Source organism: Alteromonas halophila, from assembly GCF_014651815.1.
Lineage (GTDB): Bacteria > Pseudomonadota > Gammaproteobacteria > Enterobacterales > Alteromonadaceae > Alteromonas > Alteromonas halophila.
Genome location: NZ_BMXP01000009.1, coordinates 48,123 through 61,530, shown reverse-complemented (window position 1 = coordinate 61,530; position 13,408 = coordinate 48,123). Strand labels below are relative to the sequence as shown.

The window sequence follows — 13,408 nt, the reverse complement described above, 5'->3', positions numbered from 1 at the left end:
AACGAAACAGGAGAGTAGGTGCAAAATAGTGATAAGCAACAGAATCAAGGGCAAGAAAACGAAGGATGTATTCAGGTACGCGGAGCTCGTGTACACAACTTAAAAAACATCAATATTGATATACCTCGAAATGAAGTGGTGGTCTTTACGGGTGTGTCTGGTTCCGGTAAGTCTTCGCTGGCTTTCGGTACGCTATATGCGGAAGCTCAGCATCGCTATTTAGATTCTATATCTCCCTATGCAAGGCGCTTAATAGAGCAGGTAGAAAAGCCTGATGTAGATGCTATTAATGGTCTCCCTCCCGCAGTAGGTCTTCACCAACGCCGCGGTGCCCCTTCTGTCCGCTCGTCAGTTGGAAGTATCACTACGCTTTCCAACAGTTTGCGCATGCTGTATTCACGTGCCGGCGATTATCCCGAAGGTCAAAGTATTGTCTATGCAGACGGATTTTCTCCTAATACGCCTGACGGTGCATGCAAGCACTGTGACGGTATTGGCAAAGTTTTTGACACGCAAGCCCATCGCTTAGTGCCCGACGCGAACCTTACTATACGTGAAGGAGCTGTAGCTGCGTGGCCTGGAGCGTGGCAGGGGAAAAACCTCGTTAGGGTGCTGCTTTCCCTTGATATCGACGTCGATATTCCGTGGCGAGAGCTACCGAAAAAAACACAGGATTGGATCTTATTTACCGACGAAATGCCACAGGTGCCGGCATATCGAAATTATAATCTAGAGCAAACTCGTAAAGCACGAAAAGAGAACGAACCTGCAAGCTACAATGGCAAGTTTATAAGTGCACGACGTCATGTACTCGATACGTTCAAATCGTCTCAAAAAGAGAAAATGAAGCAGCGAATAGCCCCCTTCATTTCTGTTGAAACATGCCCGGTTTGTCGCGGTAAAAAGCTTAAGCAAAAGGCTCTGGCTGTTAAAATTGATGGCTTGGATATTATCGATTTTTCAAGGCTGTCACTACAAAGCGTTTATGAAAAGCTTAAGGCGTTGCAACACTCGGTCGAAGGCGATACCTCAGAGCGGGGCAAAGTTATACAAAGTATAACGGGCGACATTGTTGAAAGACTAAAGCCGATAATTGCGTTAGGTCTTCATTACCTTTCGTTAGATAGAAGCACTACAAGTACCTCAGTAGGTGAGCTGCAGCGACTGCGCCTAGCAACCCAGCTAAAATCAAACCTGTTTGGCGTAGTTTTTGTCATGGATGAACCTTCATCAGGTCTTCATCCTCGCGATGTAGAAGCACTTATCGACGCGCTTCACAATATTACTGCTACTGGAAATTCGCTGCTTGTTGTTGAGCACAACCCTTACGTCATCAAAGGCGCGAATTGGGTAGTGGACGTTGGACCTGGAGCAGGTGTTAACGGAGGAGAGCTTGTTTTCAGTGGTCCAGCTAAAAAATTGGTAAACGAGAAAAGCTCAGCCACTGCAGAATACGTATTCAATAACAGAGCACTTTGTACTCGCTCTAAGCGTAAGCCAACTGAGTTATTGCGCCTTAACGATGTGTCGATAAATAATGTCAATCATGTCTCTGTGGATATTCCTCTTGGTGTGATGACGTGTGTAACTGGCGTTTCTGGTTCGGGAAAATCGAGCTTGATTAGCCAAGCGCTGGTTGAACTAGTTAAGGGCGGTCTGCACACTGCTGTAAAAAAAGGGGAAGGAGCCAAAGAAACAATAGAAGCTAAAGAGGTGCTCAATGACGCCAGTTCGCTTTTTGCACAAGACTCTACACCGCAACAAGGTTTTATCGATGCCGGGCTTGATCAGTTAAGCCGAATAGTTGTAGTAGATCAATCGCCCATAGGTAGAACCCCACGTTCAACGCTGGCAACCTATACCGGAATATACGACCAGATCAGAAGCTTATTTGCATCATCACCGGAAGCAAAGACGCGTGGATACGATGCAGGTCACTTCTCATTCAACGTCGCAAAAGGACGGTGCTCTAATTGTGAAGGGGTGGGTGTGGTATCAGTAGAACTACTGTTTATGCCAAGCGTTTATTCACCCTGCACCGTTTGTAACGGTAAGCGTTATAACAATGAAGTATTGGAAGTTCGTTACAATGAACGCTCCATCGCCGATGTATTGTCGCTTACAGTTGAACAGGCAATACCTGTATTTGAAACTAACCAGGTTATTACGCGAGGACTTCAAACGCTAATGAACGTAGGGCTTGGTTATCTGACCTTGGGTCAAAGTGCTACTGAGTTGTCGGGCGGTGAGGCGCAGCGAATTAAACTGGCGTCAGAACTAAAACGCGCTCAGAACGCCAACACCCTTTACGTGCTCGATGAGCCTACAACAGGTTTGCACCTTTCAGACACAGCGTTACTTATGCAGCATTTAGCGAAGTTAGTTGAAGGTGGAAACACGGTTGTGATGGTTGAGCATAATATGCAGGTGGCTGCAGCTTGCGACCACATTATAGACATGGGGCCGGGCGCGGGCCATGAGGGAGGCCGGATAGTTGCTCAAGGTACACCAGAGAAAATTGCTAATGCTAAGGACAGTGCCACAGCTGCATTTTTAAAAGCGAGCTTAGGCGCTTAGTTTTTTTAGGTAAAAACTATCGCGGTAGAGGTCGGGCAATTGAGCACCTACAAAGGAATACAGGGTTCTTAGACGTTCGTAAACGAAACCGTTGGTCACGGAAATCAGAACTTTTACCTTAGAAAGGGCGGTCGCTGACAAGTGCAAGTAAACAAAAGACAATGAAAGCCCGCTTAACACAGAGCGGTTTCTTTACACTGAAGTGGTCAAGGCATTTTTGCCATATCGTTATAGCTTTTCCAGTAACGTAGGCGATGTTGACAAAACTGGTAAGGCACGACTTACCTAAACACTTTCTTTGTCCTTAAAATACTGCATACTGAATCGCCATCTTCTGGCCCGACACTCGGACACCCCGCCTGGGCGGTGCATTTTCAGTATTCCAGACACAAAAAAACCGACTTGCGTCGGCTTATTTTCTCTTTTCTGTAGACTTGAAAAGAGTGGTACCAGTGGGCGGACTTGAACCGCCACGCCCGAAGGCAACGGATTTTGAATCCGTCATGTCTACCAATTCCATCACACTGGCACAGCATAGAAACTTTCATGTTCCGGCAATAGAACCCGCAACACCGGGTGATTATAAGTATCCCGCTTTGCCATGCAAGCTTTTTATCTTCAAGTCATGGTGAGTGGCGAAGCTTTAACCAGTTGCATTCTGGTCTACAACCGGGCAGGGTGGAGTGACGCATTCGCATTGAGCGAAATATGACCTATATTTATTGAGCGGATATGCGGACGATGTAAGGACATACAACATGCAAAGCAAGCAATCAGATAGTAAAGCCACAGCCCGTAAGGGTGATACCGCTTCTAAAAAAGAAATGACACGCGACAGCGACGTTATTCTCAAGGAACGAGCCTCGAAGTCATCAATGACGCACATGGAAGCGGACAGATATTTTACAGAATCTGATATTGCGCAAATACTGGGTAACCTGGACGGATTACGCAATGATGTTTATCCGGCAGAAGCACCAGAAACGCCACATACATCTACCGCGCCACATTTTCCGTCAGTATGCCTGATTGGTCTGGGACGGTGCGGCTCGAATATCGCCCTGGATGTGTCGTCGCTGGTTTACAACGCAAGAAAATATTACCTGAATGAGCTGTGGGACGAGCAAAACCGGGTTCATGAAAAGGAAAGCCGTCCCATTCGCTGGATCCACCGAAACCTGAGTCTTGCCTCAAAAGAGACGGTAAGGCCGGTGTTTCTGATTGAGCCGATGGTGGTGCTCGGTGATCTGGACAAAGACATTGAAGGGCGCATCCGGTTCTCCTCAAAAAACGCTAACGGCGACTTTCTCACTGATTACAACAAACTTAAAATTATGGACCTGTCTGAGGTGCATGCCGGGGGCGCGGGTAACTCACCTATCCTTGGGCAGTACCTGGCCAAAATTATCCTTAAAAAAGAAACCGAGCACTTCAGTAATAAACAGTGGAAGTTTATTCATTCCTACTTAATCGACTCCTGTGGTATCAAGGCCAACCAGTCCCGCCTCTACTTTTACATTTTCAGTGCGGGCGGTGGAACTGGTTCTGGCATGGCATCGGAATTTGGCCTGGCTCAGCAGTACTCTTACATGAGCAAAACGTTTGAAATTCGTAGCGAGCGCGAAATTCGGAGTAAAAATCAGTCGTTTGTATTTGAGCCAATCTTTACCAGTGGTATTTGTATTCTGCCAAACATCTCCGACCGCTATTCAGAAATGTCTGAGGCGTTGCATATCAATGCAGGGCGGTTATTGTGTAAATACCTCTCTGAGGAATGGAATTTCTCCTATAACTCTGACGAGGCCCAGGAAAATCACTCAAAGGACGTGCTGGCAAGAATTCGCCCGTGGAATGCCATGATGCTGATTTCCAATGACATCATGCGCTACGCCGAGCAAAACGACGCAGACAGTACCATTCAGAATATCGATGTGAATTCGATGGAGCGTCACGCTAACCAGTACATCAGCCAGCAGATATTTAATATTCTGACCGCGCAGGCAGTTACCACTGACTATGATGAAGACTACTTCCGGCGGGCAGGCATTGATATTGGCGAAACGATTCGCATGGATGCCAACGACCTTTTCATGAGTCTGGCCGGTCCGGTAGCAATTGCGTACGCCGAATCTGTAACTGAGCAGACACCGCCGGTACACAACAATGAGTTGGATATTGATGATCTGTTTTTCCGCTCGATCGATTTACCGCACTTCAACCAAAAGACGCAGGCTATTGAGGGGATCAGCCTGTTGCCTGTAGAGTCGGAAAAATACCGTAAGGCACTACAGCAGTACCGTGAGTCAAACTACGATCCGTCAAATTTAAGAAAACTGCATTTCTTCCAGAACTGTTCTTCGGTTGTCTCTATTGTGTCACTGCCCAAAGACTACAAACTGTCTTACATGGCGCTCAACCGGCTGAAAGCGCACTTAAATGCGCTGTTCCCCAATACTACGCTTAAACGCTATGCACTGGTGATTGGTGCCTCTGCGAACTTGTCACTGACCACCTTAATCGCTAAAAGCCCGTGTTTAAGTGATGATTTTCTGACCTTGATTGTTGCCTATATCAAGCGCTGCTTTGCCAGAAGCGAGGTGGGGTACGACGATACACTCGATAAAGCCATCGTCGAGTTTATTCAGGCCCCGGAGTTTGATGAGGAAAAGCTGGAAAGTATGCTGGTATCGCATGAAGACCCTGCCAAGATACTGGATACCAACTGGCATGCCATTAAGCCAATGTACGAGAAAAAATACCGCGAAATGATTCGTGACGATAAGTCGTTCACATCCATTAATGACATTCGGCTGAACCTGGATAATGTAAAAGACACCATACGCTATCTGCGTCAGATTTATCGTCACCGTATCAGCAAGACGCGCGTTATTTCACTGAACGATGAGGTTAATTTTAACGGCCCGATAGATAAGCGCGACACGTCAGAGTCGTAATAGACGCAACCTGCATTTACGCCTGTATCCAGTAGATTTTGCCTCACGCCCCTTAAGGGGCTGAGCGCGTTTTCCGGTCTGATGGCAGTTTGGCTTTTTTCTGCTGGCATCTTCGCCTTGAGTAATTGTCCGCCTGTGGCACACTACGCCTGCCTAAGTAACTGTAGAGAGACGTTGTGAGTACATCCCCCCAAGAGTCTGCAATAACTGCCCCCGCTGACGTTAAGCGCGCTGGCTTCATACGCCGTCTGCTGGCAATGGTCTATGACACGCTGGTTGCCATCGCCATTGGCATGTGTGCGGGGCTGGTGATAATTGTGACACTGGTTATTCTGCTTAAAAACGGGGTGCTCGATATGCAGGGCTTTGAGCAGCCATCCCAGGCAATCCAGGCATCATTACTGTACACCTCTCTGATCCAGGGCTGGGTGGCGATATGGGTTGCCGGTTTTTTTATATGGTTCTGGAAAAACGGTGGCCAGACACTGGGAATGCGGGCCTGGCGCCTGCGCATTTACAGTACTGTCGATAAACCCGTTACCTGGTCGCGCATGGTTATCCGTCTGATTGGCTCACTGGGCGGGCTGGGTACGCTGCTGGTGTTGTTTGATATTAAGCACAGACAATCGTTGCAGGATCGCCTGGCGTCAACCGAAGTCGTACAACTCACAAAAGCGCAAAACGACCACAAGAGCTGGTAACGGTTCGAGGCGTCAGCGCCTGAGTAACAGCGCGGCGACACTGGCGAACAGCACACTGGGTAGCAGTGCCCCCAGAAACGGCGGCAGGTTGTACACCAGGCTTAAAGGCCCAAACACTTCGTTGGTAATAAAAAAACCAAACCCGACTAACACGCCCATAATGACTCTTGCGCCCATTGTCACACTGCGCAGCGGACCAAAGATAAACGACAGCGCCATCAGCAACATCACACCGACCGAAACCGGTTGCAGGATTTTGCGCCACAGGGCAAGCTCGTAGCGGCTGGCATCCTGGGCATTATTTTCCAGGTAGTCGATGTAATCGAGTAAGCCTCGAATCGACAAGGCTTCTGGCTTCACGGCAACAATACCAAGCTTATCCGGGGTCAGTGTCGAATCCCAGTTCATCTGAGCCTGCTGCTCGTCTGTCACCTGACTTTCATTGATCTGCGTAATATTAACATTGCGCAGTTGCCAGCCATCCTCATTAAACCGGCCACTTTGTGCATAGGTAATACTTCTCAGTGTCAGATCGCCGCGGAAATCAAAAATACTGATATCACGTAACCGTTCGCGCGAGATAACCTGGCCAATACTGACAAAGTGCTCACCATCTTTGGCCCAGACCAGCTGCTCAGATGAAAACAAACTCCCGCCGGTCAGTGCTTCTGTGCGTATTTGTTTGGCCTTGGATTCACTGAAAGGCGTGACCCATTCACCCACAGCCATCACCACTATAATCATCACTACTGCGGCCTTCATGGCCGAGGAAATAATATTCCAGCGACTTAGCCCGGAGGCCTGCATCACCACCAGTTCACTGTTACTGGCCAGCACGCCCATACCAATCAGGCCGCCTAACAACGTGGCCATCGGAAAAAACAGCTCCAGTTCCCTGGGCAGGCTTAGGATCACGTAAATGGCGGCCAGCATAATGTCGTAGTCACCTTCGCCCAGCTTACGCAACTGCTCGACGAACTTAATGAGTGCTGACAGGCCAATCAGCACTGATAACGTTGCTCCAATAGTACTAAGCAGTGTGCGGGCGATGTAATAATCAAGCAGCTTAAACATTACTTTTTCCCCAGTACCCAGGCGCGCAGGTGGGTGCCTGATTTTCGATCACGGGCAATCAGTGCAATGCCAATGATTAGCATAATGGCATGCACCCACCACAGGCCCAGCTGTATGGGCATTTTGCCATCTTCAAGCAACCGTCTGCTGGCCAGCAGCAGTAGGAAGTACCCCAGATAAAGCAGGATCGCCGGAAACATTTTTCCAAAGCGGCCCTGTCTGGGATCAACAGAGCTCAGCGGCACGGCAATAAGCACCAGAAAGGGGATTGATAACGGAATTGCCAGACGCCACTGCAACTCAGCATTGGCCTCACTGGAGTCGTCCTGCCACAGTTCGGGTGTGGTCATGACGCTGACATTACGCCTGTCCTGCTCGGGCGGCGTGTCGTTGATTTGAATACGATACTCGTCAAACTCCACTTTGCGGTAGTCTTTTCTGGCCCGCTGACCCTCGTACTGAACGCCCTGGCGCAGCACCAGGTTGCGTGAGCCGTCTTCGCTGTCATCAATATAGCCGCTTTGCGCATATACCACGCGCACCTGGTTTTCACCGGTACTGGTCTGATTCTGCGACAGAAACACCCGTTTGAGGTTGTCGTTATTGCTGTCGATGTCATGCACGAAGATAACGGCTTTTTCGTTACCGGTTTGCTGAAACCGACCAGGGATGAGGGTGGAGAACCCAGCCTCATTACGGGCCTTTTCCCGTAACTGATCTTCACTGTCTGCCGCCATGGGCGCCAGGTACAGCGTAATCGCGCCGGTCAGTGCCATTATAAACAAAGACAAAATCAGCATGACCCGGGTGATATACCACTCGCTGACGCCGCAGGCTCGCAGTACTGTCATTTCGCTGTCCACATACAGCCTGCCATGGGCCAGCATGATCCCCAGATACGCACTAATAGGCAGCACCAGTGCAGACAGCGCAGGTGCATACAGGCCAAGGAAGCCCAATACCAGTCCTGCCGGAATATCGCCATCTGAGGCGTCTCCCAGCACCCGCACAAAGCGCAATGTGATAAAAATAGCCATTAAAATAAAGAAGATGGCGAATTGCGACTTCAGCGTTTCTTTGGTGAGGTAGCGGAAAATCAGCATGAACCCTCACCAGGAAAATTTGAGTTTTTAATGAAAGAATGCACGATTTTGAGTAAACTTAATGTTTTTACAAGTTTTGGCTGAAACCATAAACTGAGTTTGCATAGTAAACGTAAGGCACACTACAGTTATTTAGAGTAGTCATTGTACATTGCGCTATCAGTGGTCAGCTTGCAAGTCTGGCTGCGTATTAAAACATATTGCAGCGCAAAACGTTACGTGAAATTCGCCGGTAAGGCGAGGATCCAAAACCGAATCAACAGCGAGGTATCATCGTGGAGTTTAGTGTAAAAAGTGGCAGTCCCGAAAAACAACGCAGCGCCTGCATCGTGGTTGGGGTGTTTGAGCCACGTCGCTTAACTGCGGTCGCTGAGCAATTAGATGAAATCAGCGAAGGGTATATCAGTAATTTGCTGCGTCGTGGCGACCTGGAAGGTAAAGCAGGACAGATGTTACTGCTTCATCATGTGCCAAACGTGCTGAGTGAGCGAGTTCTGCTGGTTGGCTGCGGTAAAGAGCGTGAACTGGACGAGCGCCAGTACAAACAAATTATCGCGAAAACAATCCGAACGTTAAACGAAACCGGTTCAATGGAAGCGGTATGCTTTCTGACCGAGCTGCATGTCAAAGGTCGTGACACCTACTGGAAAGTGCGTCAGGCCGTTGAGGCCACAGAAGATTCGCTCTATACCTTTATGCACCTGAAAACCAAGAAAGGTGAGCCGCGCAGACCATTGCGTAAAATTGTATTCAATGTGCCAACCCGGCGCGAGCTGACTGTAGGTGAACGTGCTATCGATCATGGTCTGGCGGTATCTAAAGGGGCACGCACCACCAAAGATGTGGCAAATATGCCACCGAATATCTGTAATCCAATGTACCTTTGGGAGCAGGCGCAGAAGCTGGCCAGTGATTATGACAGCATTACCGCGGAAGGGGTTGACGAAACCCAAATGGCAGAGCTGGGTATGCAGGCCTATCTGGCGGTAAGCCGCGGCTCGCATAACGATGCCATGATGAGCATTATTCACCATCGCGGCGGACCAGCGGATCAGGCGCCCATTGTGTTTGTTGGTAAAGGTCTGACCTTTGATGCCGGTGGCATTTCCATCAAGCCAGGCGAAGCCATGGATGAAATGAAGTATGACATGGGCGGCGCCGCTGGCGTACTGGGGCTGATGCATACGGTGGCTGAGTTAAACCTGCCAATCAATGTTATTGGCGTGCTGGCAGGCTGTGAAAATATGCCTGATGGCAATGCCTATCGTCCGGGCGATATTCTGACGACAATGTCAGGACAAACCGTTGAAGTATTAAATACCGACGCGGAAGGCCGCCTGGTGCTGTGTGATGCGCTGACCTATGTTGAGCGTTTCGAGCCTGAGCTGGTGGTCGATCTGGCCACCCTGACCGGTGCCTGTATCGTGGCGCTGGGACATCATGCCTCTGCGCTGATGAGTCAGCATAATCCGCTGGCCCATGAGCTGTTAAATGCCTCAGAACAAAGTGCCGACCGGGCGTGGCGCCTGCCGCTGTGGGATGATTATCAGGAGCAGCTGGAAAGTCCATTTGCCGATATGACCAACCTTGGCGGCAAGCCAGCGGGAAGTATTACCGCAGGGTGTTTCCTGTCGCGCTTCACCAAGAAATATAACTGGGCACATCTGGATATTGCCGGAACAGCATGGCGCAGCGGCAAAAATAAAGGTGCCACCGGACGCCCTGTTCCAATGCTGACGCAGTTTTTGATGAACCGCGCCGGTATTAAGCTTGAGGACTGATAATTAATGCCAAATGTGGTGTTTTATCAGTTGAGTGAACAGGAGCGCAGCGCAACGGTCAGAGCGGCCAGCCTGATCGCCGAGGCCTACACCAATAAACAAAAGGTGGCGGTGTTGTGCGATAATCAGCAGCAAGCGGAAGAGATTGACGACCTGCTGTGGCAACTGCCCTCCGATCGTTTTGTCCCTCACAACATGCATGGTGAGGGGCCGCCCAGTGGCACGCCGGTCGAGATTTGCTGGCAGCCCAGCCAGGTAGGCCGGCGCCCTGTGGTGGTAAGCTTAAGTCAGGAACTGGTGATGTCCCCTCAGCATCACCAGCACATTATCGATTTCGTACCCCTGGAAGACGACGCCAAACAACAGGCGAGGGTACGGTATAAAAAGTATCAGCAGGCCGGCTGCGCAATGCAGTTCAAATCGGCGTAATTTTGAGAGTGACAATGGATAAAACCTTCGAACCACAATCCATCGAACAACAGTGCTACGAAAAATGGGAAAAAGAAGGCTTTTTCAAGCCGTCAGGTAGCGGCGACCCTTACTGTATTTTACTTCCGCCCCCGAATGTAACGGGGAGCCTGCACATGGGCCACGGCTTTCAGCAAACCATTATGGATGCACTGACCCGCTATCACCGTATGAAAGGTGACAATACCCTGTGGCAGGTTGGTACCGACCACGCCGGGATCGCCACCCAAATGGTCGTCGAGCGTAAACTGAATGCCGAAGGCAAAACCCGCCATGACCTGGGTCGCGAAGACTTCATTAAAAAGGTCTGGGAATGGAAAGCCGAAAGTGGCGGTACCATCACCAGTCAGATGCGCCGGTTAGGGACCTCCCCCGACTGGTCGCGTGAAGTGTTTACCATGGACGACAATCTGTCGAATGCCGTGACCGAAGTATTCGTAAAACTGCATGAAGAAGGGCTGATTTACCGCGGTAAACGGCTGGTAAACTGGGATCCAGTGCTGCACACGGCAGTCTCTGATCTGGAAGTACTGAACGAAGAAGAAGACGGTCACATGTGGCATATGCGTTATCCGCTGGCGGATGGCGACGGTGAGCTGGTGGTGGCAACGACGCGCCCGGAAACCATGCTGGGCGATACCGCGGTGGCCGTTCATCCGGATGATGAACGCTACAAAAAGCTGGTTGGCAAGCACATAAAGCTACCCATTACCGGACGCCTGATCCCCATTATTGCTGATGACTATGTCGATCCTGAGTTTGGTACAGGCTGTGTGAAAATAACGCCTGCCCATGATTTTAATGACTATGACATGGGTAAGCGTCACAACCTGGAAATGATCAATGTACTGACCGCCGACGCTAAGATTAACGACGAGGCGCCACAGGCCTATCAGGGAATGGATCGGTTTGAGGCACGCAAGAAAATTGTCGAGGATTTGGACGCAGAGGGACTGCTGGTCAAAATTGACAAGCATAAGCTCAAAGTTCCCCGAGGTGATCGAACCAATGCGGTTATCGAGCCCTATCTGACGGATCAGTGGTACGTGGCAGTTGAGTCGCTGGCGAAGCCGGCGATTGACGCAGTTGAAAGTGGTGAGATCCGTTTTATTCCGGAAAACTGGAATAAAACCTATTATCAGTGGATGAATAATATTCAGGACTGGTGCATCTCTCGGCAACTGTGGTGGGGCCATCGGATCCCTGCCTGGTATGATGATGCGGGCAATGTCTATGTAGCCCGCACCGAGAGGGAAGTCAGAGAGCGCTACGGCCTGAATGAAACCACTGAGTTGCAGCAGGATGAAGACGTACTGGATACCTGGTTTTCTTCTGCGCTGTGGCCGTTTGCCACATTAGGCTGGCCGGAAGAAACGCCGGAACTAGAGACGTTTGTACCCTCATCGGTACTGGTTACCGGGTTCGATATCATTTTCTTCTGGGTAGCCAGAATGATCATGATGACCAAGAAGTTTACCGGTAAAATTCCCTTTAAAGACATTTATATCACGGGCCTTATCCGCGATGAAAATGGCGATAAGATGTCAAAGTCCAAAGGGAATGTGCTGGATCCTATCGATCTTATCGATGGCATTGCGGCCGATTCACTGGTAGATAAGCGCACGTCAGGCATGATGCAGCCCCAACTGGCTGAGAAAATCGCCAAGCGTACCCGCAAAGAGTTTCCTGACGGTATTCAGGCCTATGGCACCGACGCACTGCGCTTCACGTTTGTTTCGATGGCGTCGACCAGCCGTGACATCAATTTTGATATGGGACGTGTCGAAGGCTACCGCAACTTCTGTAATAAAATCTGGAATGCCTCGCGCTTTGTGCTGATGAACTGTGAAGAGCAGGACACCGGGCGTGAGGGTGGTGAGATGGTCCTGAGTCTGGCTGACCGCTGGGTATGGGCGAAGTTTCAGCAAACCCTCGGTGAATTTGAGCGAGCGATTGCGGATTACCGTTTCGATATCGCTGCGCAAGCGCTGTATGAGTTTACCTGGAATCAGTTCTGCGACTGGTATCTTGAGTTAACCAAGCCGGTGCTGAATAACGACAATAGCAGTGAGGCTGAGAAGCGGGGCACCCGACATACGCTAATCAACGTGCTGGAGCATTTGCTACGTTTGCTTCACCCCTTTATGCCGTTTATCACCGATACAATCTGGCAGCGGGTAGCCGCGGTCAGCGCCGTTGACGTATCTGACACCAGCAGCATCATGACGCAACCGTTCCCTGAGCAACAAAGCGCCAGGCAGGATGATCAGGTACTGGCTGATATTGAGTGGGTGAAAACGTTCATTGTGGGTATACGTAATATCCGCGGTGAAATGGACATCTCGCCGAATAAACCATTAAACGCCTTACTGAAGCATGTGTCGCAGGAAGATAAACGCCGTTTGTCTGACGCCGATATGTTTTTAGACAAGCTGGCAAAACTTGAGTCAGTGAAAGTGCTCAGCGAGGGTGAGGAAGCGCCCGCCAGTGCCACCGCACTGGTAGGTGACATGGAAATTCTCATTCCCATGGCCGGCCTGATTGATAAAGATGCGGAACTTGCGCGTCTTAATAAGGCAATGGAAAAAGTTGAGAAAGATGTCGCCCGCACGCAGGGTAAACTGGCGAATGACAAGTTTGTCAGCAATGCCCCGGAAGCGGTAATAGAAAAAGAACGGACTAAGCTTCAGGACGCAGAGAAGCAACTGGAGAAACTCAAGGCGCAGCATCACACCATTTCTGCGCTTTAA

At 49.9% G+C, this 13,408-nt stretch carries 8 protein-coding genes and 1 tRNA gene; 6 read left to right on the top strand and 3 right to left on the bottom strand.

Annotated elements, in window-relative coordinates; all coding sequences use genetic code 11:
- The first annotated feature begins 18 nt into the window (after positions 1-18).
- Entirely contained in the window at positions 19-2,577 is a 2,559-nt protein-coding gene (locus tag IE054_RS14780) for an excinuclease ABC subunit UvrA (protein ID WP_189407788.1), read from the top strand.
- A 444-nt stretch (positions 2,578-3,021) separates the two neighbouring features.
- Here IE054_RS14780 and IE054_RS14775 read toward each other — a convergent pair.
- Positions 3,022-3,106: transfer RNA gene (locus IE054_RS14775), tRNA-Leu, on the bottom strand.
- 229 nt (positions 3,107-3,335) lie between these two features.
- On the opposite strand from IE054_RS14775, the gene IE054_RS14770 reads away from it, so the two are divergent.
- Entirely contained in the window at positions 3,336-5,531 is a 2,196-nt protein-coding gene (locus tag IE054_RS14770; RefSeq protein WP_189407787.1) for a hypothetical protein, read from the top strand.
- Positions 5,532-5,707: 176 nt separating this feature from the next.
- Positions 5,708-6,232, top strand: coding sequence for an RDD family protein (locus tag IE054_RS14765; protein WP_268245074.1), 525 nt, complete (start codon positions 5,708-5,710; stop codon positions 6,230-6,232).
- A 12-nt stretch (positions 6,233-6,244) separates the two neighbouring features.
- Here IE054_RS14765 and lptG read toward each other — a convergent pair whose 3' ends face one another.
- Positions 6,245-7,306, bottom strand: a complete 1,062-nt coding sequence (gene lptG, locus IE054_RS14760) for an LPS export ABC transporter permease LptG (RefSeq protein WP_189407785.1) — start codon at positions 7,304-7,306, stop codon at positions 6,245-6,247.
- The gene (lptF, locus tag IE054_RS14755) at positions 7,306-8,409 is read right to left on the bottom strand and encodes an LPS export ABC transporter permease LptF (protein ID WP_189407784.1); all 1,104 of its coding nucleotides are present in this window, start codon (positions 8,407-8,409) and stop codon (positions 7,306-7,308) included. Before lptF ends, lptG begins: the two co-directional genes overlap by 1 nt.
- 275 nt (positions 8,410-8,684) lie before the next feature.
- On the opposite strand from lptF, the gene pepA reads away from it, so the two are divergent.
- The 3 genes from pepA to IE054_RS14740 are packed head-to-tail and all read left to right on the top strand — an operon-like array spanning position 8,685 to position 13,408.
- Positions 8,685-10,190, top strand: a complete 1,506-nt coding sequence (gene pepA, locus IE054_RS14750; protein ID WP_189407783.1) for a leucyl aminopeptidase — start codon at positions 8,685-8,687, stop codon at positions 10,188-10,190.
- A gap of 6 nt (positions 10,191-10,196) precedes the next feature.
- Positions 10,197-10,619 (top strand): DNA polymerase III subunit chi, encoded by a 423-nt coding sequence (locus IE054_RS14745; protein WP_189407781.1) that lies wholly within the window; start codon positions 10,197-10,199, stop codon positions 10,617-10,619.
- A 14-nt stretch (positions 10,620-10,633) separates the two neighbouring features.
- On the top strand, positions 10,634-13,408 hold the full coding sequence (locus IE054_RS14740; RefSeq protein ID WP_189407779.1) for a valine--tRNA ligase: 2,775 nt from the start codon (positions 10,634-10,636) through the stop codon (positions 13,406-13,408).

Excerpts from the sequence above, each read along its gene's own strand:
- IE054_RS14770 (WP_189407787.1), top strand. The coding sequence starts at position 3,336 with ATGCAAAGCAAGCAATCAGATAGTAAAGCCACAGCCCGTAAGGGTGAT.
- lptG (WP_189407785.1), bottom strand. The coding sequence starts at position 7,306 with ATGTTTAAGCTGCTTGATTATTACATCGCCCGCACACTGCTTAGTACT.
- lptF (WP_189407784.1), bottom strand. The coding sequence starts at position 8,409 with ATGCTGATTTTCCGCTACCTCACCAAAGAAACGCTGAAGTCGCAATTC.
- IE054_RS14745 (WP_189407781.1), top strand. The coding sequence starts at position 10,197 with ATGCCAAATGTGGTGTTTTATCAGTTGAGTGAACAGGAGCGCAGCGCA.
- IE054_RS14740 (WP_189407779.1), top strand. The coding sequence starts at position 10,634 with ATGGATAAAACCTTCGAACCACAATCCATCGAACAACAGTGCTACGAA.